This window comes from Streptomyces sp. NPDC007907, assembly GCF_042959365.1.
Classification (GTDB): Bacteria; Actinomycetota; Actinomycetes; order Streptomycetales; family Streptomycetaceae; genus Streptomyces; species Streptomyces indiaensis.
Genome location: NZ_JBIBKR010000005.1, coordinates 330,539 through 352,928, shown reverse-complemented (window position 1 = coordinate 352,928; position 22,390 = coordinate 330,539). Strand labels below are relative to the sequence as shown.

At 72.4% G+C, this 22,390-nt stretch carries 24 protein-coding genes and 1 pseudogene; 7 read left to right on the top strand and 18 right to left on the bottom strand.

The window, feature by feature from the left end; translation table 11 throughout:
* Positions 1–55: 55 nt before the first annotated feature.
* Both ACFZDI_RS22350 and ACFZDI_RS22345 read right to left on the bottom strand, forming a co-directional pair.
* Complete coding sequence (locus tag ACFZDI_RS22350) at positions 56–1,504, bottom strand: DEAD/DEAH box helicase (protein WP_361112766.1); 1,449 nt, start codon at positions 1,502–1,504, stop codon at positions 56–58.
* Positions 1,505–1,655: 151 nt separating this feature from the next.
* The gene (locus tag ACFZDI_RS22345; RefSeq protein WP_015031667.1) at positions 1,656–1,859 is read right to left on the bottom strand and encodes a cold-shock protein; all 204 of its coding nucleotides are present in this window, start codon (positions 1,857–1,859) and stop codon (positions 1,656–1,658) included.
* A 330-nt stretch (positions 1,860–2,189) separates the two neighbouring features.
* On the opposite strand from ACFZDI_RS22345, the pseudogene ACFZDI_RS22340 reads away from it, so the two are divergent.
* Positions 2,190–2,448: pseudogene (locus tag ACFZDI_RS22340) on the top strand (response regulator transcription factor); the annotation flags it as partial.
* A 14-nt stretch (positions 2,449–2,462) separates the two neighbouring features.
* Here the strand turns inward: ACFZDI_RS22340 and ACFZDI_RS22335 are convergent.
* From ACFZDI_RS22335 to ACFZDI_RS22310, 6 genes are all read right to left on the bottom strand, one after another.
* On the bottom strand, positions 2,463–3,641 hold the full coding sequence (locus ACFZDI_RS22335; protein ID WP_391252677.1) for a serine hydrolase: 1,179 nt from the start codon (positions 3,639–3,641) through the stop codon (positions 2,463–2,465).
* Between the two features lie 97 nt (positions 3,642–3,738).
* Positions 3,739–4,452: a response regulator gene (locus ACFZDI_RS22330; RefSeq protein ID WP_391252675.1), complete on the bottom strand. Its 714-nt coding sequence runs from the start codon at positions 4,450–4,452 to the stop codon at positions 3,739–3,741.
* Positions 4,449–5,621 (bottom strand): histidine kinase, encoded by a 1,173-nt coding sequence (locus tag ACFZDI_RS22325; RefSeq protein ID WP_391252673.1) that lies wholly within the window; start codon positions 5,619–5,621, stop codon positions 4,449–4,451. The genes ACFZDI_RS22330 and ACFZDI_RS22325 overlap by 4 nt, the downstream gene beginning before the upstream one ends.
* Before the next feature lie 64 nt (positions 5,622–5,685).
* Positions 5,686–6,006: a GYD domain-containing protein gene (locus tag ACFZDI_RS22320; RefSeq protein ID WP_391252671.1), complete on the bottom strand. Its 321-nt coding sequence runs from the start codon at positions 6,004–6,006 to the stop codon at positions 5,686–5,688.
* Positions 6,007–6,113: 107 nt separating this feature from the next.
* Positions 6,114–7,550 (bottom strand): hypothetical protein, encoded by a 1,437-nt coding sequence (locus ACFZDI_RS22315; protein ID WP_234849842.1) that lies wholly within the window; start codon positions 7,548–7,550, stop codon positions 6,114–6,116.
* 371 nt (positions 7,551–7,921) lie between these two features.
* The gene (locus ACFZDI_RS22310; protein ID WP_234849841.1) at positions 7,922–8,596 is read right to left on the bottom strand and encodes a TetR/AcrR family transcriptional regulator; all 675 of its coding nucleotides are present in this window, start codon (positions 8,594–8,596) and stop codon (positions 7,922–7,924) included.
* A 105-nt stretch (positions 8,597–8,701) separates the two neighbouring features.
* On the opposite strand from ACFZDI_RS22310, the gene ACFZDI_RS22305 reads away from it, so the two are divergent.
* On the top strand, positions 8,702–9,736 hold the full coding sequence (locus ACFZDI_RS22305; RefSeq protein ID WP_391252669.1) for a zinc-binding dehydrogenase: 1,035 nt from the start codon (positions 8,702–8,704) through the stop codon (positions 9,734–9,736).
* Positions 9,737–9,792: 56 nt separating this feature from the next.
* Positions 9,793–10,467, top strand: coding sequence for an SRPBCC family protein (locus ACFZDI_RS22300; protein WP_391252667.1), 675 nt, complete (start codon positions 9,793–9,795; stop codon positions 10,465–10,467).
* Here ACFZDI_RS22300 and ACFZDI_RS22295 read toward each other — a convergent pair.
* Positions 10,461–10,736 carry a hypothetical protein gene (locus tag ACFZDI_RS22295; RefSeq protein ID WP_391252665.1) on the bottom strand — a complete coding sequence of 92 codons (276 nt, stop codon included), beginning with the start codon at positions 10,734–10,736 and terminating at the stop codon, positions 10,461–10,463. The genes ACFZDI_RS22300 and ACFZDI_RS22295 overlap by 7 nt on opposite strands.
* A complete protein-coding gene (locus ACFZDI_RS22290) occupies positions 10,733–11,575 on the bottom strand; it encodes a phytanoyl-CoA dioxygenase family protein (RefSeq protein ID WP_391252663.1) in 843 nt (280 codons plus the stop codon). The genes ACFZDI_RS22295 and ACFZDI_RS22290 overlap by 4 nt, the downstream gene beginning before the upstream one ends.
* A gap of 70 nt (positions 11,576–11,645) precedes the next feature.
* Between ACFZDI_RS22290 and ACFZDI_RS22285 the strand changes: the two genes are divergently transcribed.
* The 3 genes from ACFZDI_RS22285 to ACFZDI_RS22275 all read left to right on the top strand — a co-directional run bounded on the left by ACFZDI_RS22285 (position 11,646) and on the right by ACFZDI_RS22275 (position 13,865).
* Complete coding sequence (locus tag ACFZDI_RS22285; RefSeq protein WP_391252661.1) at positions 11,646–12,431, top strand: helix-turn-helix domain-containing protein; 786 nt, start codon at positions 11,646–11,648, stop codon at positions 12,429–12,431.
* 272 nt (positions 12,432–12,703) lie between these two features.
* Entirely contained in the window at positions 12,704–13,147 is a 444-nt protein-coding gene (locus ACFZDI_RS22280; RefSeq protein WP_391252659.1) for a hypothetical protein, read from the top strand.
* Positions 13,148–13,310: 163 nt separating this feature from the next.
* Entirely contained in the window at positions 13,311–13,865 is a 555-nt protein-coding gene (locus tag ACFZDI_RS22275; protein ID WP_234849078.1) for an ABATE domain-containing protein, read from the top strand.
* Between the two features lie 52 nt (positions 13,866–13,917).
* On the opposite strand, the gene ACFZDI_RS22270 is transcribed toward ACFZDI_RS22275, so the two are convergent.
* The 8 genes from ACFZDI_RS22270 to ACFZDI_RS22235 all read right to left on the bottom strand — a co-directional run bounded on the left by ACFZDI_RS22270 (position 13,918) and on the right by ACFZDI_RS22235 (position 21,352).
* Positions 13,918–14,205 carry a DUF4190 domain-containing protein gene (locus ACFZDI_RS22270; RefSeq protein ID WP_234849079.1) on the bottom strand — a complete coding sequence of 96 codons (288 nt, stop codon included), beginning with the start codon at positions 14,203–14,205 and terminating at the stop codon, positions 13,918–13,920.
* A gap of 123 nt (positions 14,206–14,328) precedes the next feature.
* Positions 14,329–14,925 carry a TetR/AcrR family transcriptional regulator gene (locus ACFZDI_RS22265; RefSeq protein ID WP_234849080.1) on the bottom strand — a complete coding sequence of 199 codons (597 nt, stop codon included), beginning with the start codon at positions 14,923–14,925 and terminating at the stop codon, positions 14,329–14,331.
* Between the two features lie 19 nt (positions 14,926–14,944).
* Complete coding sequence (locus tag ACFZDI_RS22260; protein WP_391252657.1) at positions 14,945–17,008, bottom strand: discoidin domain-containing protein; 2,064 nt, start codon at positions 17,006–17,008, stop codon at positions 14,945–14,947.
* Between the two features lie 249 nt (positions 17,009–17,257).
* Positions 17,258–17,608 carry a MerR family transcriptional regulator gene (locus ACFZDI_RS22255; protein ID WP_234849082.1) on the bottom strand — a complete coding sequence of 117 codons (351 nt, stop codon included), beginning with the start codon at positions 17,606–17,608 and terminating at the stop codon, positions 17,258–17,260.
* 481 nt (positions 17,609–18,089) lie between these two features.
* Positions 18,090–18,323 carry a CBS domain-containing protein gene (locus tag ACFZDI_RS22250; protein WP_391252654.1) on the bottom strand — a complete coding sequence of 78 codons (234 nt, stop codon included), beginning with the start codon at positions 18,321–18,323 and terminating at the stop codon, positions 18,090–18,092.
* Positions 18,324–18,367: 44 nt separating this feature from the next.
* Positions 18,368–19,831: a DEAD/DEAH box helicase gene (locus ACFZDI_RS22245; RefSeq protein WP_391252652.1), complete on the bottom strand. Its 1,464-nt coding sequence runs from the start codon at positions 19,829–19,831 to the stop codon at positions 18,368–18,370.
* A 179-nt stretch (positions 19,832–20,010) separates the two neighbouring features.
* Positions 20,011–20,214 carry a cold-shock protein gene (locus ACFZDI_RS22240; protein WP_004986771.1) on the bottom strand — a complete coding sequence of 68 codons (204 nt, stop codon included), beginning with the start codon at positions 20,212–20,214 and terminating at the stop codon, positions 20,011–20,013.
* Positions 20,215–20,626: 412 nt separating this feature from the next.
* Entirely contained in the window at positions 20,627–21,352 is a 726-nt protein-coding gene (locus tag ACFZDI_RS22235; protein WP_391252650.1) for an SDR family NAD(P)-dependent oxidoreductase, read from the bottom strand.
* 103 nt (positions 21,353–21,455) lie between these two features.
* Between ACFZDI_RS22235 and ACFZDI_RS22230 the strand changes: the two genes are divergently transcribed.
* Positions 21,456–22,310, top strand: a complete 855-nt coding sequence (locus tag ACFZDI_RS22230; RefSeq protein ID WP_391252649.1) for a LysR family transcriptional regulator — start codon at positions 21,456–21,458, stop codon at positions 22,308–22,310.
* Positions 22,311–22,390 lie beyond the last annotated feature (80 nt).

Genomic DNA, 22,390 nt, shown 5'->3' with positions numbered 1-22,390 from the left:
GTCGCGCCGTGTGACGGCGCCGTGCCGCGCTTCCCTCCGCCCCGCTCCCGTGGGTTCAGCGGCGGCGGCCCCGGGACGGCCTGCTCCGGCGCCGGTTCGGGCCGGAGCCCGTGCGCGCGGGCGGCTTCTCGGCGGCCGGCGGTGCGAGGACGACGGGCACGCCCGTGGGCTCCTGCGCCCCGGTGATGCGGCTCAGCTCGGACGCGTCCGGGCGGACCCGGGTGATCTGCGGGGTGATCCCGGCGTCGGCCATCAGCCGGGTCATCTCGCGCCGCTGGTGCGGCAGGACCAGTGTGACGACGGTGCCGGACTCGCCGGCCCGCGCGGTACGGCCGCCCCGGTGCAGGTAGTCCTTGTGGTCGCCCGGCGGGTCCACGTTGACGACGAGGTCGAGGTTGTCGACGTGGATGCCGCGGGCGGCGACGTTGGTCGCCACCAGGACCGTGACGTCGCCGTCCTTGAAGCGCGCCAGGGTCTTGGTCCGCTGGGACTGGGACTTCCCGCCGTGCAGGGCCATGGCGCGCACGCCGACGGCGAGCAGCTTCCTGGCCAGCCGGTCGGCGGCGTGCTTGGTGTCCAGGAACATGATCACGCGTCCGTCGCGGGCGGCGATCCGGGTCGTGGTGGCGTGCTTGTCGTCGTCCTCCACGTGCAGCAGGTGGTGCTCCATCGTGGTGACCGCGCCCGCCGAGGGGTCGACGGAGTGCACCACCGGGTCGTGCAGGTAGGTGCGGACCAGCCGGTCCACGTTGCGGTCCAGGGTGGCCGAGAACAGCATCCGCTGCCCGCCCGGCCGCACCTGGTCGAGGAGGGCGGTGACCTGCGGCATGAACCCCATGTCGGTCATCTGGTCGGCCTCGTCGAGGACGGTGATGTCGACCTGGTCCAGACGGCAGTCGCCTCGGTCTATGAGGTCCTTGAGGCGCCCGGGCGTGGCGACGACGACCTCGGCGCCGCTGCGCAGTGCGTTGGCCTGCCGGCCGATCGGCAGGCCGCCGACCACCGTGGCGAGCCGCAGCCGCAGCGCGCGGGCGAAGGGGGTGAGGGCGTCGGTGACCTGCTGGGCCAGCTCGCGGGTGGGCACCAGGACGAGGGCGAGGGGCTGCCGGGCCTCGGCCCGCCGCCCGTCGACACGGGCCAGCAGGGCGAGCCCGAAGGCGAGCGTCTTGCCCGAGCCGGTGCGCCCGCGGCCCAGGACGTCCCGGCCGGCCAGCGAGTTCGGCAGCGTCGCCGCCTGGATCGGGAACGGCGCGGTCAGGCCCTCGGCGCGCAGCGCGGCCCGCAGCCGCTCGGGCAGGTCGAGGTCGTCGAACGCCTCGACGGCGGGCAGCGCCGGGGTGAGTGTGACGGGCGGTGCGAACTCCCCGCCGGCGCCGGGGCGGCGCCCGCCGCGGCCGCCGCCCGACGGGCGGGAGGCGCTGTTCGCGCCACCGGGCTTACGGGACCGGGACCCGTTGCCTCGGGAATGGGGGGAGCCGTTGTTCCTGCGAGCCGTACGGTCCATGGGGAACCTTCCTCGATGCGGCACGCGTCGAGGAATGCGCGGCGGCCCGGCAAGGCCGCTGGATTCGCAAGAGTTGAGCCGGAGAAGAACAAAACGAGCCGAGGCCCGCACCGCGAGGGTGCGGGCCCCGGTCAGGGCATGCGCGTACGCGTCAGGCGGGAAGGATGTTCTCGGCCTGCGGGCCCTTCTGGCCCTGCGTGACGTCGAAGGTGACCTTCTGGCCTTCCTGGAGCTCACGGAAGCCCGAGGTGGCGATGTTCGAGTAGTGGGCGAAGACGTCCGGGCCGCCACCCTCCTGCTCGATGAAGCCGAAGCCCTTTTCCGAGTTGAACCACTTCACGGTGCCGTTCGCCATCTGAATCTCCTTTGAGGGCAGTACTCAGGGCCCGCACCTTGCGGACCCGTAGTCGCCGAAATGATCACCCGCGGGAGATCCGAGAAGCCTCGGAAACAAAAAAAGTGCTCGTCGACGAAAGGTCGAAAGAGCACTCGAAGTCTCTGGGAACCAAAACTGCAACGTCAGCCAAGGTAGCACAGGCCGGATCGGACGGCTCGGGATTGTCGCACCCGAGGGGGACCCGGAGGGCCGTTCGTCCTGCGTACCGGGTGCCGGAGACTGTCGGCAGCCGCACGACGACGGGACAGGCCGCCGCCCGAGGAGCCCGGCAGACGTTCGACACCGATGATGACGGCGCCCGCCCCCGGCACCCACCTGACCCCGCCGGAGCGCCTCGCCGACCTCACGGTCCGCGCACGCGAGGTGAGGGCCCTGGCCGCCGAGGGCAGGTCCGACACGGAGATCGCCGAGGACCTCGCCCCGAGCCCGCTGACCGTCCGCACGCACATCACCGGGCCATGACCAGGCTGCACACGCCAGGGACCGCGCGCAGCTGGTCGTCATCGCTTACCGGACCGGACTCGTCCGGGCGACGCCACCGGTGTGAGCCTTCTCTCGCCCCTACGGCCTGCCGTAGGCGGCGACCAGGATTCTCTCGGCGGTCGCGTTCATGTCCTGGCCCTTGGCGTCGGTGGAGTTGACGCTGTACACGAGGGTGCGGGTAGCGCCGCGGGTGGAGGCGACGGCGGCGTTGTAGCCCCAGCGCCCGCCCGTCTTGCCCCAGACCTCGCGCCCGCCGAGCACCTTCATGGACAGACCGACGGAGTAGGCGGCCGGCTCGCCGGTCTTGACGTCGGTCACCTCGGGCAGCGTGAACATCTCGTCCAGCAGCGGCCCGCGCACGACCTGCCCCCGGAACAGGGCGCGGGTGAACCGTTCCAGGTCCGCGGTGGTCGAGATGAGGTCCCCGGCCGCCCACGCGTCCGTCGCCCCCCACACGGAGACGTCCCGGAGCCCGGTCGTGCCGTCGTCGAGCCGCATGGTCTGGTAGCCGTGGTTGTGCGGCCCGGTGATGCGCGGATCGGTCCCCGGGAAGTAGGTGTCCCGCAGGCGCAGCGGCCCGAGCACCCGCCGGGCGACCTGGTGCTCGTAGGAGTCGCGGGTGACGCGTTCGACGATCAGGCCGGCGACGGTGTACCCGATGTTGAGGTAGTGCTGCCGCTCCCCGGGGGTGAACTCGGGCTTCTTCGACGTGGCCGAGCGGATCATGTCCTCGGGGTCGTGGACCTCAAAACGGTTCGCGTACCACTCCTCGACGGTGGCGCCGGGGAGGTCCGCGGCGGGGATGCCGTGGGTGTGGTTCAGGAGCTGCCGGACGGTGACGCCCGCGTAGGACGCCGGGATCAGGTCCGGCAGGTACGAGCGGGCGCTGCGGTCCAGGTCCAGGCGGCCCTCCGCGGCCAGTTGCAGGACGACGGCGGCGGTGAAGACCTTGGTCACGGACCCGACGCGGAAGCGGGCGTCCGGATCCGCGGGGCGCCCGGACCGCAGGTCGTGCACGCCCGAACTGCCATGCCAGGCACCCTCTGTGCCGCCGACGCGCACGAGGGCGGCGGTGGCGTCGGCGGTGGGCAGGCCGGCGATGGCTTCTTCGAGGGCGGTGTACGGGGACCGCGCCGTGGTGTCCCGCGCGGCGGCCGGTGCGGCGGGGCCGGAGGCGGCGGCCGGGAGGACGGACGGCCCGGCCGCGACCGAGACGACGAGCACGGTGGCGGTCAGGAGACGGGTACGGGTCTTCATGGCGAACTCCGGTGCGAGGCAGTGGCGTTGCGAGGACGGCTTCATCCTCCGCAGCGCAGCCGCCCCGCGGATCACCCCCGCGGGCGGTCCTGCGGCGTCACTTCCTCGCCGGGGCGGGGGAGGGCCCGGCCCCGGCCGCTCCCCCGGGCGGGGGATCCCCGGCCGCGACGAGGCCGGTCTCGTAGGCGCAGATCACGGCCTGGATCCGGTCCCGGAGGCCCAGCTTCGCGAGCACGTTGCCGACGTGCGTCTTGACGGTGTGGTCGCTGACCACCAGCTCGGCGGCGATCTCGGCGTTCGACAGACCGCGCGCGAGCAGCAGCAGCGTCTCGCGCTCCCGGCCGGTCAGGACGTCCAGCCGGGGATCGGGCCGGCGGATCCGGGCGGCGGCGGGCCGGGTGTACTGCTCCACGAGACGCCGGGCGACGGAGGGCGCGAGCAGCGAGTCGCCCCGGGCGACGACCCGCACGGCGTGCGCGAGGTCGTCCCGGCGGACGTCCTTGAGCAGGAAGCCGCTCGCGCCCGCGTGCAGTGCGTCGTACACGTACTCGTCGGAGTCGAAGGTCGTCAGCATCACCGTCCGGCAGGCGCCGCTCCCACTGATCGCGCGGCAGGCCTCGATGCCGTCCATGCGGGGCATCCGGACGTCGAGCAGCGCCACGTCGGGCGCGTGCCGCCGTACTGCGTCGACGGCCTCGCCGCCGTCGGCCGCCTCGGCGACGACCTCGATGTCCGGCTGCGCGTCCAGGATCATCGCGAAGCCGCTGCGCACGAGTTCCTGGTCGTCGGCGACGACCACGCGGATCGTCATCGCCCCGCCCCCGCCGCGTCGGGCACGGGAATCCGCACCCGCACCGCGAACCCCCGCCCGTCCGCGCCGGGCCCCGTGTCCGCGCTGCCCCCGTGCGCCGCCGCCCGCTCACGCATCCCGGTGAGCCCGTGCCCGCCCCGGCGGGACACGGGACGCGGCCCCTGCCCGTCATCGGTCACCCCGACCTCCAACTCGCCCTCCCCGTACGCCAACCGCACCTGCGCCGTACGCGCTTCCGCGTGCCTGAGGGTATTGGTCAGGGCCTCCTGGACCACCCGGAAGACGGTGGCCCCGACACCCTCCGGGACGGGCCGGACGTCCCCCACGACCTGGTACGTCACGTCGAGTCCGCTCCCACGCACCCGGTCGAGCAGCCCGGGCAGCGCGGCGAGCCCGGGCTGCGGCTCGCGCGGGGCGGCGGGAGGGGACTTCTCATCCCCGTCCCGCAGCACGCCGAGCATGTCCCGCAGCTGCGCCATGGCGTCCCGGCCGGTCGCGGAGATGGCGTCGAAGGCGGCCTCGGCCCGTTCCGGCGCGGCCCGCACGGCCACCGGTCCGGCCTCCGCCTGCACGATCATCAGGCTCACGGCGTGGGAGAGGACGTCGTGCATCTCCCGTGCGATCCGGGCGCGTTCACGCGCGGCGGCCTGTTCGGCCTCGACGCGGTGGGCCCGCTGCCGGGCGTCGGTCAGCCGTCCGAACACGTAGGCGGCGGCGAACACGAAGAGGGAGAAGGTCAGTTCACGGGCGGAGCGGGTGTTGAGCCAGACCCCCACGGGCACGGCGACCAGCAGGACGAGCCCGGCGAGGAGCCGCCGCAGTGGGGGCGCGAGCGCGGCGATGGTGTACGTGACGATCAGCCCGGTGTACGGCAGCGGCTGCCCGGGCCCGTCGACGGTCAGCCGGTACAGCGCGTTGGCGGCCAGCACCGCGAACAGCACGGCGAGGGGCGCGCGCCTGCGCCAGACCAGGGGGGCGACGGTGAGCGTGCTCAGGCCGTAGGCGGCCCAGGTCGCCGGCGGAGCCCCGGCAGCCCGCGGCACGAGGAACGGCATGGACATCGCGCCCTGGACGAGCAGCGCGACGCCGATGTCGACGACAAGCGGATGGGTCACCGCGAGGACCCGGCCCCGCTCCCACCACCCGCGCAGTTCCCCGCGTATGCCCATGGCGACGTGCGACCCCCCGTCTCGTACGGCCCGACGTGCGGAACCGTAGCGGGACGGGCGGGGTTCAGGCGCCGGGTGCGCGGAAGCAGACCTCCCGGCGGGCGGCCTCGTCGATCTCGTCGAGGGTGAGCAGCGGGGTGGCCCGGGTGTGGAGGGCGCCGCTGGCCTTGACGGTGAGGCTCGCGGCGGCCATGGAGACGCTGTCGGGAAGGTCGACGATCATGACGAGGTCGTCCGCCCCGAACGCGAAGTGCATGGCCTCGACCCGCCCGCCGAGCCCGGTGACGACCTGCTCCACGACGGCCCGCCGACCGCTCGCGCCCTCCCTGAGGAGCCCGCGGGTGCCGTCGCACGTGTAGGAGGCCTGGATGAGGAACTTCGGCATGCGGCAGCCCTTCCCGCGGCGGCTCCGCCGGTCACGCCAGGACGGCCGCGTTCACCCGGAGGCAGCCGTGGCGGCGCGCCCGGCCGCCGCGCCGCGAGGGACATGGGTCAGCCGCGTAGGGTCGCGCCGAAGGCCGGGGTGCCGGTGGTGGAAATGCCGAACGTCGCGGGACCGTAGCTGCTCGCGGTCGACGTGGTCGCCGACTTCAGCCACCACAGGGCGCCGTCGCCGGAGTTCTCGGCGGGGGCGGACGTCGTCAGGTCGGCCTTGCCGTCCTTCGTCGTGTCGGAGAGGACGACGCGGGCGCCGAAGCGGTCGCCCGTCTCGGCCGTGCCGGGGATGCCTGCGGTGGACTGGGAAAGGGTGACCGCGCCGGTCGACGACCAGCCGACGCTCATGCCGCGGAGCAGGGTCACCGTGCCGGTGTCCTCGGCGGTGCCGATGGACTCGTACGGCGTGCCGACAGCCAGGTCGCCGTAGCCGTCGCCGGTGAAGTCGCCGATGGCGACGCCGCCACCGAAACCGTCGCCGGATTCCGCGGCGCCGGGGACACCGGGGACGTCCTGGGTGATCGTCGCGGTGGAGCGGGCGTTGACCCACTGGGACTCGGGTGCGCCCAGCACGAGCGTCACCTTGCCGCCGAGCGCCCCGGAGGGGTCGGCGGACGGCTCGCGGTGGTTGCCGATCAGGAGGTCGGCGCGGCCGTCCTTGGTGACGTCGCCGACGGCGGAGACATAACCGCCCGGCACGTACTCCATCCAGCCGAGGAAGTCCAGGACGCGGGTGTCGGCAACCGCCGTGAGCGCGTCGTCGGTGCCTTTCTTGCGGCCGTGGACGACGAGGCTGTCGAAGCCCTCGCCGTAGATGTCGGCCGCCGACAGGTACTCCACGCCGTACGCGGGGTCATAGGGCTTGGGCGCGTTCGCCATCGACGCCGCCCGCAGGCCTCCGTCGGCGCCGCCTGCCTTGGTGTAGGGGCCTTGGAGGATGACGAGGTCGACGGCGCCCCTGCCGCCCATCGCCACGTCGATCATGTCGTTGTCGTCGAAGTCGCCGATGGCGAGGGCCTGCCCGAGACGGTCGGTGTCGGCACCGCCACCGGAGAGGGTGAGGGAGCCCGACAGGCCCGACGAGCCGCCCCAGACGACCTGGACCATGCCGTCGTCGGTGTCGCCGTTTCGGTCCTCGCCCGGTGTGCCGACGACCAGGTCCGCGTAACCGTCCTTGTTCAGGTCGGCCGAGGCCACAGCCGTACCGAAGCCGTCGCCGGACTCGGCGCTGTCCGGCACGCCGGTCGTGTCCTGGGTGAGGAGCTTGTACTTGGCGGTGCTCGGGCCCGTCGAGCCGCCGTAGACGACCGTGACCGCGCCGGCCTTGGTCTTGCCGCCGACCGTCGCGCCGGGGGCACCGATGGTCAGGTCGCGGTAGCCGTCGCCGTTGAAGTCGTACGGGGCGGCCGGACCAGCCGCGTGGGCGGTGGGCGCGGTCACCGCGAGGGTGCTCGTGAGCAGGCCGACGGCCAGGAGGAATGGACGAGTGCGCAAAGAAACTCCAGAAAGAGCCAGGAGCCGGGGGGCGCGCCCCTTCGGCGCGGCCCAACTACCGTGTGCCGTGTGAGACGAGAGATCTGCGAGAAGATGACCCGTGACGGTACGCGAGGGTTGTACTGGAGTTCGCTCAGCTTCTTGAGGCAGGGGCAGGGGGCCCTCGTCAGCCCCTTGGTGCGCTGAGTGCCGCGACCACCGACGTTTCGTCGCCTTGGTCGTTGGCGTAGGTTTCCCGGCGTTACGGGGTCCAGGCGGATGCACCGCACCCGCTGTCCTATGCCTCGACGAGGGACCGTGTGGTCGATGTCGAGTCCGGACGCCGATGCACCTCTGGTGACGCAGCCTGCCGGCTCTTCCGTGATCCCGACTCAGCACAGGCCCTGGGCGGGCGGGCGGCCCGTCAGGTCGTCGAGTTCGGCCGTGAAGAGCAGGGCCGGGTCGAAGCGCATCCCCGTGAAGTGGCCCGCCAGTTCCAGGGACAGGACGCCGTGCAGCCGGGTCCAGAAGGTCAGGGCGCGGTGCAGGGCCGCGGGCGGGGCGGGGTGGCCGTCCGCCCAGTCCCGGTGTTCCGCGAGGTGGGTGTCGAACGGGCCTTCCGGGGCGTCGCCGCCCACCTCGGCGCAGGCGTCGAGGAGGTGGGCCATGATCTCGGACGCGATCGCGGTGATGTCGTCGGGCGCGTGGTAGCCGGGCACGGGGGTGCCGTAGATGAGGAAGTACCGCTGCGGATCCTCCAGGGCCCAGTCCCGCAGGGCGTGCGCCAGCACCCGCACGTCGGGGCCGTCCTTCGCGGCGGCCGCCCGCACGGCGTCGGCGAGGCTGCGGTACGCGTCCCGGACCAGTTCGGTGATCAGTTCGTCGCGACCGCCGAAGTAGCGGTACAGCGCCGGGCCGCTCATGCCCATCTGTTTGGCGATGGCGTTCAGGGACAGCGCGGAGGCGCCCGCCGTGGCGATCTGCTCCCACGCACGGTCCTTGATCTCCGCACGCACCTGGGCGCGGTAGCGCTCGCGGGGGGTCGTGCCGGCTTCGGACGGGGTCATGGTTAGAGGTTATCACTCAAGCTATTGACACTCACGCTGCATTTGCGTTACAACCTATAACGAACGCAAGGGCAAGTAACGCATCAGGCGTCAGCGGAGGTCGTCATGAACAGCACCGGAGAACTCGTCGAGGTCGTCCTGCCGGGCCGGGTGGAGCCCGAGGGGCTGGCGATCCGCCACGGGGCCGTACCGGTCCCAGGCCCCGGCCAGGTCGTGATCCACGTGGAGGCGACCGGTGTCTCCTTCGCCGAGCAGCAGATGCGACGCGGCCGCTACTACGACCAGCCGCCCTTCCCGTTCGTGCCGGGCTACGACCTCGTGGGCACGGTGCTGACGGCCGGCGAGGGCACCGATGCGGGCCTGACCGGCACCCGGGTGGCCGCGCTGGTGAAGGTCGGCGGCTGGGCCAGCCACGTGCTGCTCGACGCGGCGGACGTCGTACCCGTGCCCGAGGGCATCGGGGCGGCGGAGGCGGAGACCCTCGTCGTCAACGGCATCACCGCCTGGCAGATGCTGCACCGCAAGGCCCGCGTCCGCGCCGGGCACACCGTCGTGGTGCACGGCGCGAACGGCGGTGTCGGCTCGGTCCTGGTACAGCTCGCCCTGGCCGCGGGCGCGCGGGTGATCGGCACGGCGTCGGCGCGCCACCACGACGCCCTGCGGGCCCAGGGGGCCGACCCCGTCGACTACCGCGCGGGCGACGTCGCCGCCCGCGTCCGCGCCCTCGCCCCCGGCGGGGTCGACGCCGTCTTCGACCACGTCGGCGGCCGCGGCATCACCGACTCCTGGCGCCTGCTCGCCCCCGGCGGCACCCTCGTCTCCTACGGCAGCGCTTCCACCCGCGACGACGAGGGCTCCAAGCAGTGGCCCGTGCTCAAGCTGCTCCTGCGGGTGTGGATGTGGAACGCGCTGCCCAACCGCCGCCGCGCCTTCTTCTACAACGTCTGGGCCGGCAAGGCCCTCTCCCGCGACCGCTTCCGCTCCCGGCTGCGCGCCGACCTCGCCCAGGTCTTCGACGCCCTCCAGCGCGGCGAGGTCACCGCCCGGATCGCCGCGCAACTGCCGCTCACCCGCGCCGCCGAGGCCCTGCGCCTGGCCGAGTCCGGCACGGTCGCCGGGAAGGTCGTCCTCGTCCCCTGACGGGCCCCGCCTCCAACCGGCCGGCCCACTCCGTCCACCCCATCGAAAGGCACGCGATGTCCGGCACCAGTACCCGGCCGACCGCATACGGCCGGCACCTCCGGCCCCGTACCCGCCGTCCGCGCGTCGCGGCGGTCGCACTCGCCCTCGCCGGTGTCCTCGCCGCCACGGCCCCCACCGCCCGGGCGGACGCCCCCGGCACCGCCGGCCCGTCCCGGTGCGCGGGGCACGGCGTCGACCCCCGCGCCCTCATCCGCCACGAGTCCGACATCGTGATCAAGGCACCGCTGCGCACGGTCTGGAAGCTTCAGACGGACGTCGAGGACTGGCCCTCCTGGCAGCCGCCGGTCACCTCGGTGGAACGCCTCGACACGGGCCCGCTGCGGAAGGGCTCGCGGTTCCGCTGGACGACCCCGGCACCCGCCACCCCGACAACCCCCGCCACCACCCTCGAGATCACCTCCACCGTCCGGCAGATGCGCGCTCACGACTGCATCCTGTGGAACGGACCCGCGATCGGCGCGGGCCTGCGCATCGACGAGGGCGTCCACCTGTGGACCTTCCGGAAGGTCCAGGGCGGTGTGCGCGTCCACACCGAGGAGACCTGGACCGGCGACCAGGTCGAAGCCGACGTCCCCACCGCCACCGAGGCCCTCGGCCGGGGCCTCGACACCTGGCTGCGCGACCTGAAGGCCACCGCCGAGGCCCGCTCCGGCGGCCGTCCTCAGTGACGCACCAGCTTCTCGAAGAAGAACTCGTGCTTGAGGAACGACGTCGTGTGCTCAGCCCCCGGATACGGCGGCACCAGCGGGGCGGCCTGGAACAGCCGCCAGCCGTCCTCCAGGGCGCCGACCCCCGTCTCGTACGGGGGTTCGTCGCTGTCGCCGGTCGTCGGACGGGTCGCGCCGGTCCCGTCGTAACGGGCCCAGCCGACGACCCGGGAGTCCAGGGCGGAGGTGTCGAGGTAGAGGACGAGGACCTGCTGCCGGGTGGTGGTCATACGGTGCTCCTCAGGGTGGCGTGCGCGGCGGAAACAGCGGGCCGGTTGGCGATGCGGGTGGCCCAGTGCTCGATGTCGAAGCCGGGGTCGGCGGACAGGGAGCGCCACAGCAGGACCCGGTTGTGGATCTCCAGCCGGCCCGTGGCCTGCTCGTACCAGGGGAAGGAGCGCCCCAACTCCTCGCGGACGGCGGGGGAGTCCAGATCCCGCGTGTCCCACAGCCGCACCTGCGGCACGGTCGGATTGAAGCGGATCTTGTACATGTGGCGGACGGTGCCGCTGTCGTTGCGCCGCCCGCCGTGCCAGATGCCGTGGTGCAGCAGGAGCACGGTCCCGGCCGGGCAGGTCAGCCGGGTCTGGCCGCGCAGGTTCTGGTAGCGGCCGGTGTCGGACTCGTTGATGCGGCGCAGGTGGCTGCCCGGGACGACGAGCGTGCCGCCCATGTCGGCGGTCACCTCCTGCGGGTAGTACATGAGCTGCACGTCGAACGCGTCGGGCCGTACGTCGATGAGGGCGTCGGCGTGCAGCGGCTGGGCGCTGCCCTCATGGGGCATGCGGGTGTGCAGGAAGTGGTGGTCGACGTCCGGGTCCGGTCCGACCAGGCTCTCCAGGGCGCCCGCGACCACGGGCAGTTGGAGGAGCCGGCGGGTGAAGGACCCCTCGGGGAACGCCGCCGGTACGGGAGTGCCGTACGGCACGGGCGGCATCACTCCGGCGGCGAAGACCGTGAGCGCCTCCTCGTTCATCTCCCGGGGCACGACGCCGTCCAGGCGCAGGAAACCGTGCGCCGTGAACCGCGCCACCTCGGCCGAGCTCAGCAGCTGTTTCGTGGTTGACATGCCGCAACCGTAGAAGCGGGGAGGTGGGCTGTCGTGGGTCGTAATCGGCAACCACTGGTAATTTTCCACCATGCCTGCCTCCGTGGAACTGACCCTCGACCTGCCGCCGGACCTGGTGCACGCGGGGGTGGGCGTGCACGGCTCGGCCGGCCCGCACGAGGTCTTCCGCCTCCCGCACCTGTGGCAACTGCACCTCTACGGCTACTCCGGCACCCTGGAGTTCGACGGCGCCCGCCACCCGATCCGCCCCGGCCACCTCAGCCTCGTACCGCCCGGCACGGAGGTGCACTTCCACTACGGCGCCACGCGCTGCGAGCACCTGTACGCCCACTTCCGGCTGCCGGGCGACGGGGAGCGGCGGCGGGTTCCGGCGATGCAGGACACCGGGTCGGACACGGCGGTGCTGAGCGGGCTGCTGCGCCAGACGATCGCGGCCTGCGCGCAGTCCCCGGCCCGGGCCTCCGCGGAACTGTGGACGGTGCTGTGGCGCACGACCGGCCTGACCGAGGCCGCCGCACCGCCCTCGGGGACCCGGCACCCGGCGCTGCGCGCGGCCGTCGCCCACATCGAGGAGCAGTTGGCCGATCCGCTGAGCGTGCCCGGCATCGCCCGGGTCGCCGGGGTGTCGCACACCCACCTGACCCGGCTGTTCCGCGAGGACACCGGGCACACGGTCGTCGGCTACATCCGGCGCCGCCGCATGGAGCGCGCCCGCCACCTGCTCGTCGCCTCGACCCTGGCGATCCCGGCCGTCGCGGCGACGGTCGGCATCCCCGACCTCCAGGCCTTCAACAAGGCCTGCCGCAAGGAACTCGGCGCGTCCCCACGCGCCGTACGGCAGGCCGCAGGGGCGTGAGGGACGCGGCGCTCCTGCGTGGGCCTCGCGGAACTCGTGTGCGAACCTCGCACGCCGCGTCGTCCGCCGCCCGGCCCGCCGCGTACCGGCCGGGGGTCCGGTGCCGAGGTGTCGAAACAGGCCGCCTCCGCCCGCCCCTTGAGCCGGGAACGGCTGTCCGGATTGGCTGTTCTCCGCGGCAGGGCCCGCTGGCACCCTGGCGAGCACCCCGGGAACCGGCAGGACGGACCGGGGGAGAATTCCGTCCAGGAGGACCGGAAGGAAGCGCCAGCATGATCGAGTGGAAGCCCCTGGGCACCGGAGCCCGGCCCGTGCCCCAGCCCGTGGCCACGCCGCTGGTCTGGGCCGGGGCGGGGGGCGGCGCCCTGGCGCTGGTGGCGCTCCTCAACACCGTGGTCGGGCCGGACCGGCCCGGACTGGCCCTGCTCGCGCTGTCCGTGCTGGCCGCCCTGCTGGGGCTGTGCGCGCGCTTCACGGCCGCCCCCGGCACGGCCCTGCTGTGCTGGCTGTTCCTCAACGGCTTCGCCATACCGCCCGCGGGCGTGCTCACCTGGGCCGGCCACCGCGACACCTCGTGGCTCGCCTGCCTGCTCGCCGCCGCCCTCGTCGGCACCGGTCTGGCCCGTGTCGTGCACGCCCGTGCCGCCTACCGCCGCCTGGTCCCCTCCCGCGCCCGCGCCGACCTCACGAGGGGCGAGGGGCCGTACGACTCCTGACGCCGGGCCGGCAAGCGGCAGTCGAGAATGCGTTACCGATTTGACAGGTGACGACCCGGGGGCTTTGGTCGCTGCTCCCACGCCCGCCCCCGGGCACCTTCATCCTGGACGTCGGCCGTCTCAGAGGCTTGCCCGGGCAAGGGTCACCGGCCAGTATGGTGACGTGAATCTCGACCATGTCTTCGTCTGCGGGAACCCGGCCCTCGACTTCGCCGCCACGCTCCGCGCACGCCGTTCGGCCCCCTTCGAGATGCTCGTGACGCCGGACCGGCTGAACGCCTGGTACGTGGAGTCCGGGCTGGTCGACGCGGTCTCCCCCGGTCAGGAGGCCGACGTCGAGCGGGCGAGGGCCGTCCGGGAAGCGGTCTACCGACTGGTCACCGCCCGCCGGTGCGGGGAGGAGTACGACAAGGCCGCGCTGACCGTGCTGAACAACGCGGCCCGCACACCGCCCGCCGTCCCCCAGCTCACTCCGTCGGGGCGCTGGACGCAGGCGACGCCGGACGAGGCCCTCTCGCTGGTGGCGCGGCACGCCATCGAGCTGCTGAGCGGCCCGGACGTGCCCCTGCTCAAGGAGTGCGAGAACCCGGAGTGCACCCGTACCTACATCGACCGCTCGCGGGGTATGCGGCGGCAGTGGTGCGGGATGGACTCCTGCGGCAACAGGATCAAGGCAGCCGCGTACCGGGCCCGCAAGAAGACCGCGGCGGCCCGCTGAATACAGGGAGCCGCCGTCGGTCCATCCGCCCACCCCGCCCGTGGGGCGCGCGCTAGCCGCCGACGTACCAGCTGAATCCGCCGTTGCTGCTGGCCACGGCCAGGAGGATCAGCCACAGGACGACGTCGACGATGCCGAGGATGATGCCGGCCTTCGCCATCCCGGCACCGTTCCTGACCGACGCCTGGCGCCGGGCGACGGCACCGAACACGATGGCCAGCGGGCCGAGGATGATGTTCAGGAAGAACAGGCCGACGATGCCGCAGCACAGGCTCGCGATCGCCAGGCCGTTGGTACGCGAACCGGAGGACGCGGCAGAGGAACCGCCGTAACTCGCCATGGAAAAACTCCCAGTTGTCGATGGCGCGGACCCAACGGGCCGCACTCTCCTCACTTTCGACTTGTTTTGTTCGAATGCCCCTCAAAGGCGTTCGCATGACTGCTGATTAGGCGGAGACCGCCGTCAGTTCTCCCGCACCAGTCCGGCGACGTGCGCGGTGACCGTGTCGAGGATGCCCGTCCAGGCAGAATCGTCGCCCAGGACGAGGTAGTTGAGCGTCAGGCCGTCGGTCATGGCGGCCAGGTAGCGGGCCAGGACGGGCACGGGCACGCGCAGCCGCAGCCCCATGGCCTGCCGCAGCTGCTCGATGAGCTCGGTGTACGTCTCGGCGTACAGCTCGTACTGACGCCGTGCCAGATGTTCGAAACCGGGCTGGCGCAGGGCGTACTGGGTGAGCTCGTAGGTGAGCATGTGCTCGTCGGGGTGGGCCCGGACGTGGTCCCAGTACGCCTGGAACCCCGCACGGACGGTCTCCTCCAGGGTGGCTCTGGGGCGCAGGGCCTCCTTCACCACCGTCACGTAGTGCCCGGTGATGGTGGTGATGACGGACTCGATCAGTTGCTGCTTGGAGTCGAAGCAGTAGTGGAAGACGCTCAGCGAGACGCCCGCCTCGGCGGCGATGGACCGGGTCGTCGTCCTGGGGACGCCGTCCCGGGCCATCGCCCTGATCGCCGCTTCGGTGAGCTGTCGCCGCCGCTCGGCGGACGGCAACCGTGCCATGGAGTCCCTCTCGTGCCCGTCAGCCGCTGTGGACGCCGACCTCGTACAGGGAGTAGCCCCAGCCGGTGCCGCGCTCCAGGCCGTGGACGCGGACGTAGCGGGCGGGCGTCCCGGCGAAGCGCGCCGTGTCCAGACCGCCGTCACCGGCGGTCGTGGACCAGACGGTCCGCCAGGTCGTGCCGTCGGCCGACAGCTCGATCCGGTACGACTTCGCGTACGCCCGCTCCCAGTCGAGGGTGACCCGCCCGACGGTCCGCGGCGAGCCGAGGTCGACCTGGTACCACTGGTCGTCGCTCCAGTCGCTCGCCCAGCGGGAGCCGCGGTCGCCGTCGACGGCCCGGTGCGGCTTGTAGCTCGTGAACAGGCTCCACTCCGAGGAACTCGCCGACGCGGCGGCACCGGCCGCCAGGTTGGCCCCGGACTCGTGCCGCTCGGAGGCCGCCCAGGTGCCGAGGTAGGACTCGGCGCCCCGGAACAGGTCGTCGACGGTGTCCTGGCCGCCTACCCGGCGGATGTCCTCGATCCAGTCCGGTACGAGGCCGTAGTGGGCGGCGCCGTCGGTGTTCAGGTCCCAGGTGCGCTCACCGGTGGTCTGCCGGTCGATGACCGAGCCGCCGTCGACGCTCTTGAACGGGTAGGTGACCTTGTTCGGAGCGTCCGCCCCGCGCGGACCCGGCCAGCCGCCGACGCCGTTCATGTCGGTGCCGTAGCCGTACCCCACGCCGTACTTGTCGCGCAGGGCCTCGGTGCGCTTCGCCTCCGCGATGAACCCCTCGGAGCCGTGCATGTACTGGGCGATGAAGCCGCCGAGGCCGTAGACCCGCTCGGTCCAGTCCATGTCCATCCAGCTGTGCGATGAGAGCACGCCCGGGTAGGACTCGGACTCGAAGATGTCGAGCACCCGGCCGGTGGCCTTGACGCTCATGTGGTCGATCTCCAGCATCATGCCGCGCTTCATCATGCCGCGCACCGCGTATTCGCCGAGGTCGGTGAGTCCGCGCACGTTGCACTGCGCGTCGGCGCTGTAGGAGGGGACCTCCTCGCCCGCCGGGAGCTTCTTCTCGGCCGCGGGCGCCGCCGCGTTGCCGATCGGGTTGTCGTGCTGCGGGCCCTTGCACGTCTCGGTCTTCCAGTACGTGCCGGTCGACAGGAACTGCCCGACGTTGATGGCCGTTCCGAGCGAACCCGAGTCGAACCGCACCCCGCACAGGGCGTTGTCGAACTTGTGGCACAGGAACATGCTGCGCACGCCGAGCGAATGGAGCTCGTCGAGCCCCTTGTCGATGTCCGCCCTGCTGCACTGCGCGATGTCCAGGACCTGCTTGCAGCCGAACGGTTCGGAGGTCTCGACGCCCATGACGACGGCCAGCTTGCCCTGCTCGATGACCTTGCGGGCCTGCGCGCTGTCGGTCACGACCCGGAACCAGCCCTTGCCGGGCCCGCCGTACATCCTGTCGACGAAGGCCTGCATGTCGTACGTCAGCTTGGCCTGCAGCCGGATGGACGTCATCTCGTCGCAGGGGCGGTCCTTGAAGAAGTACACCGAGCAGATCACGCCGTTGGTGACGAGGTCGTTGACCAGCACCCGCTGCCCGCCGCGCCAGGCCCGCTCCACCCAGGCGTAGTAGTTCTGCTGGTGGGTCAGCGAGTCGTGCCGCGGCCAGTCCTTGAAGGTGGGCCAGCCGTTCGGGTCGTGCTTGCCGTCGCCGCCGTTGGTGATGAAGTCGAAGATGGCGAGCGAGCCGTCGGGGTAGTGCTCCGGGCAGTCCTTGAGCGCGTCGGCCACGCCCTGCTCGGAGAAGGCCTTGCCGCAGATCAGCCGGCCGCCGAAGGCCTCGTTGGAGAAGATGTGGTCGTGCGCGTCGACGAACCCGCGCACCTCGCCTTTGGCGTTCGTGCCGGTGAAGGGCTCGCCCGTGACGCCGATCCGGGAGTCCGGGGCGGGCCGTGCGGTCGGCTCCCACCAGTCGTTCCCGGCCGCCGCACTCGGGGTGGGGCCGAGCGCGATCGACAGCACGAGCAGGAGGAGCGACACCACGGTGACGTTCTTGCGTCGGCGGTACGGGCGTCCGGAACCGGTCACAGCCCACGTCCCTCGGTCGGCGGATCAGCGAGACCCTCTTGTCATGACCTCGCAAAGTGTGCGACGAGAATCGCCACTTCCGCTCGACGAGTCAAGAGTCCGGGACAGGTGACCTGATGGCCGGGGGACCGGCTCGCCCCGGGCCGCGACTCCGCGCACCGGCCGGGGAACGACAAACCCCAGGCCGCCGGCCTGGGGTGACGAGGAGTGGACGAGGGTCCCGCTCGACTGCGGACGGACCGCGGGCGGTCAGCTCGGACCGGCGTCGGGGTCGCCGGACCCCTCGCGTGCCGCACGGCGGTACTCGGCATTGATGCGCTGGGCTTCCTCGAGCTGGTCCTCGAGGATGACGATGCGGCAGGCGGCCTCGATCGGGGTTCCCCTGTCGACGAGCTCGCGGGCGCGGGCGGCGATCCGCAGCTGGTAACGGGAGTACCGGCGGTGCCCGCCCTCCGAGCGCAGCGGCGTGATCAGACGCGCCTCGCCGATGGCGCGCAGGAAGCCCGGGGTGGTACCGAGCATCTCGGCGGCCCGGCCCATGGTGTAGGCCGGGTAGTCGTCGTCGTCCAGACGATCGCTGAGCGGGGTATCTGCTGGCATGTCACCTCGTAGTGCAACGCGTCGAGGGGCCCTGGCGCCGTACGGCACCAGGGCCCCGAAGGAAATTCAACACCATCTGCCGGCCCTCTTCGGGTGCCGACCTTCTGTTTCCGCTACCCGGCCCGATTACGGGAGGGGTGCGGGGATCGCGGCTGCGTGACCGGGGACCACCATCCAATCCGGGGTCTTGCGGTACCCGGGCCGGGAGCTTCCCGGGCCGGGCGATCCTGATGGCGTCTGCTCTCCGTCCTCTCGGGTTCTTGTCCGACCATGTCTACGAGCAGAAGGTTAACGTCGGAGGGCGTAAATGTCTACTGCGACAAACACAGATTTTGGGATCTGCCGAGGGCAGGCATCCGGTGGTGTCCGATCACGTACCGGCGGGCGAAGGGGGGGCGGCGGCGACACGGCGGGAAGGGCCCTGCCGACGCGCGTCGGCAGGGCCCTTCCCGGTATCAGGTGGCGGTCGCCCGCCGGTGTGTCACGCCTCCGGGACGTCCCGGAGACGGATTCGGTCCGTGTACGTAGGGGCGTTCCTGAGTCCGTTGAGCCGGGCCAGGGTGATCAGGCCCGTGCTCTGGTCGTCCCCGTCGCAGAGGACGAGGTGATCGACCCGGGCCCCGGCCATGAGGGACAGCGCCACCTCGACCGTCATGTCGTCACGGATCCGAGGTGCGTCGGCCTGGGCGTGGGGCTGGGTCAGAACCGGCGTCATGGGTGTCTCCTGCCGAGAGGGGGTGGTCGGGCGGGCCGGGGGTCCTACGCGGCCGAGCCGGAGCCGCTGCGTCGCTGTGCCCGGGGCCGTCCCGCCTCGCCGGCGGGGCGGCGCCCCCGGCGGCCGCGGGACGGAGCGGACCCGCCGCGGGGGCGTTCCGCGCGCGGCGCGGGCACGACGACCGGGACGCCGGACGGGGCCTGTGCGCCCGTGATGCGGCTCAGCTCCGCCTCGCCGGAGCGCACCTGGGCGATCCGGGGGGTGATGCCCGCCGACATCATCAGCCGGCTCATACCACGACGCTGGCCGGGGGTGACCAGGGTCACCACGCTGCCGGACTCGCCGGCGCGGGCCGTACGGCCGCCGCGGTGCAGGTAGTCCTTGTGGTCACCGGGCGGGTCCACGTTGACGACCAGGTCGAGGTTGTCGACGTGGATGCCGCGCGCGGCGACGTTCGTCGCCACCAGGACCGTCACGTCCCCGTTCTTGAACTGGGTGAGGGTCCGGGTCCGCTGGGGCTGGGACTTGCCGCCGTGCAGGGCCGCCGCGCGGACGCCGCTGCTCAGCAGGTGCTCGGTCAGCCGGTCCACCGCGTGCTTGGTGTCCAGGAACATGATCACTCGGCCGTCGCGGGCCGCGATCTCGGTGGTCGTCCGGTGCTTGTCCGCGTCGTGCACGTGGAGTACGTGGTGCTCCATCGTGGTGACCGCGCCCGCCGACGGGTCGACGGAGTGCACCACCGGGTCGTGCAGGTAGGTGCGGACCAGCCGGTCGACGTTGCGGTCCAGGGTGGCCGAGAACAGCATCCGCTGCCCGTCGGGGCGCACCTGGTCGAGCAGTGCGGTGACCTGCGGCATGAAGCCCATGTCAGCCATCTGGTCGGCCTCGTCCAGGACCGTGATGCCGACGTCGTCCAGCCGGCAGTCGTCCCGGTCGATGAGGTCCTTGAGCCGCCCGGGCGTGGCGACGACCACCTCGGCCCCGCCTCGCAGGGCACGGGCCTGCCTGCCGAGCGGCATCCCGCCGACGACGGTGGCGAGCCGCAGGTTCACGGAACGGGCGTACGGAGTGAGCGCGTCGGTGACCTGCTGGGCGAGCTCGCGGGTGGGCACGAGGACCAGGGCGAGCGGCTGCCGCGGCTCGGCACGCCGCCCCGCCGTCCGGGCCAGCACGGCGAGACCGAAGGCCAGGGTCTTGCCCGAGCCGGTGCGGCCACGGCCCAGGACGTCCCGGCCGGCCAGCGAGTTCGGCAGGGTCGCCGCCTGGATGGGGAACGGAGCGGTCACGCCCTCGCGGCCCAGCGTGTCCAACAGCCCTGCGGACATGACGAGATCGGAGAACGACTCGACGGCGGGCAGTGGGGGTGTGACCGTCTTCGGCGGGGCGAATTCGCCCTGGGGAGCCCGGCGGCTTCCGTAACTCCTGGAGCGGTGCGGACCACCGGAACGGCGGCCGGCGTCGTGGCCTCCGAAACGGTCATGTGTGCGAGGTGTGTGGGCACGCTTCATGCGGGACCTTCCTTGAGGGGCGCGTAGCAAGGAAATCCGCAGCAGAAGAGCGGCGCAGAGAATCTCGAGACGAGCCGAAGTCGATGCGGCCGGGTGGGGCCGACGGGAAAAGCAGCGAGCCGGGGCCCGCACCCCTTGAGGTGCGGGCCCCGGCTGCGAAAGATGCGCGAGCGCCGATGTCAGGCGGGCACGATGTTCTCGGCCGTCGGGCCCTTCTGGCCCTGCGCGATGTCGAACGACACCTTCTGGCCTTCCAGCAGCTCACGGAAGCCCTGGGCGGCGATGTTCGAGTAGTGGGCGAAGACGTCGGCGCCGCCGCCGTCCTGCTCGATGAAGCCGAAACCCTTTTCAGCGTTGAACCACTTCACGGTACCGGTAGCCATGTTGTTTCTCCTTCGGAGGCGGTTTCAGGAATCCACCCTGTGTGCATTCCGTGTCGCCGTGCTGATTACCCCGTAGGAAATGAACCTTTTGGCAACCACACCTGCAACTGAGATCGACAGTAGCACGGGGGGTTCGGCCCCGTGCGGTACGGAAATTCCGGGACGCACGGGTGCTCGGGGAATATTCTGCGGGCCCCGCTTCTATTTCTCATTTTGCTGGCACAGATATTGCCCTTCGCGGGCGCGGACCTTCCTGTCGCGCCCCCGCCTGCCGGCCCCGTGACCTCGCGCGACGGGGGATGTGCCGCTGCCGACGCGGTCGCCGGGCGGCAGGCCCCCGGGCACGCCGGAACGCCCCTGCCGCGACGAACGTCACATCACCCGTCGGGCCGTACCCCGGGCGGACGAGGGGTTACCACGGCACCTCGCCCTCGTCGTCGAAGAAGCCGCCGGTCGGGCCGTCGTCGGGCAGCGTCGCCAGCCGGATCGCGACCGCGGCGCCCTGCTCCGGGGTGCGGACGCCGCGGAACCCGTTGAGGTCGGTCGCGCAGTAGCCGGGGCAGGCGGCGTTGATGAGAATGTTCGTGCCGTCCAGCTCCTTGGCGTACTGGACGGTGACGGCGTTGAGGAACGTCTTGGACGGCGAGTAGGCCACGGCGATCGGACCCGTGTCGCTGCCGGGCGTGGTCTGCCGGGTCAGTGACCCCACGCCGCTGGACATGTTCACGATCCGCGGGGACGCCGCGCGGCGCAGCAACGGCAGCATCGCGTTGGTGACGCGGATGACGCCGATCACGTTGGTCTCCACGACGGTCCGCACCGTCGCCGGGTCGAGCGAGGTGGGCAGCTGCGGCACGGCGCCGGTGATCCCCGCGTTGTTGACCAGTACGTCGAGACGTCCCGCGCTCTCCTCCAGCAGCGCGGCGGCGTCCGTCACGCTCGCGTCGTCGGTCACGTCGAGCGGCACACCGAACGCGTCGGCGCCGGCCGCGCGCAGTTTCGCCACGGCGGTCTCGCGTCGCTCCCGGTCCCGGGCGCCGACCCCGACCCGCCACCCGAGGGCGCCCAGGCCGGCCGCGATCTCGTATCCGATCCCCTTGTTCGCGCCCGTCACCAGCGCGATCGTCTGTTCGCTCATGCGGTCGATCCTGTCCGGGCCCGGTGCGGCGCGGCCAACACCGATCGGGTGGGCGGCGATACCGCACGGGTATCGGCCCAGCTCGCGGCAGTACCATCGCGGCGTGGAGACAAGGGAGTTGCGGTACTTCGTCGCGGTCGCCGAGGAGCTGCACTTCGGGCGGGCCGCGCAGCGGCTCGGGATCGCGCAGCCCCCGCTGTCCCGGGCGATCGGGCAGCTCGAACGGCGCCTGGGGGCCACGCTGCTGGCGCGCGGCAACCGCGTGGTCACCCTGACGGAGGCCGGGGCGGTGCTGCTGCGGGAGGCCCGCGCGGCCCTGGCGGCCGTCGAGGCTGCCGAACGCCGCACCCGCCGGGCCGCCCTCGCCCCCGCGGGCCAGGCCGGGGTGGTCCTCGCCACGAAGGCCGGCGCGTCCGGCGAGCTGCTGGCGAAACTGCTCGACGCCTACGCCGCCGAGCCCGACGCGGTCACCGTCGATCTGCTGCTGTGCGGCGTGGGCGAGCAGGGGCCGATGCTGCGCGACGGCCGGGCCGACGTGGCGCTGCTGCACCTGCCGTTCGACACCACGGCCGGACTCGACACCGAGGAGCTCCGCACGGAGGGGCAGGTCGCGATCCTCCCCGCCGGACACCCCCTCACCGACCGTCCCAGGCTGCGCACGGCCGACGTCACCGGCCTGCCCGACCTGCCCATGCCGCGCTGGCCAGGACCCGACGGCATCTACCCGGCCGGGCCCGGCCCCGAGGCCCGCGACCACACGCAGCTGCTTCAGCTGATCGCCCTCGGCCGCGCCTGCTGGATCGCACCGGAGTCCTGCCGGTCCCAGTTGCGCGAGGGCCTCGCCGCGGTGCCCGTGGACGACGCGCCGACGGTCACGACGGTGATCGCCTGGCCGCCGCACAGCCGATCCCGGGGGGTCGCGGGGCTGGTCCGCACGGCGGTGCGGGTGTGTTCGTGAGAGGGGCGGCGCCGGGTGGCGGTGCGGGTGTGTTCGTGAGAGGGGCGGCGCCACGCACGGCGGTGGGGGTGTGTTCGTGA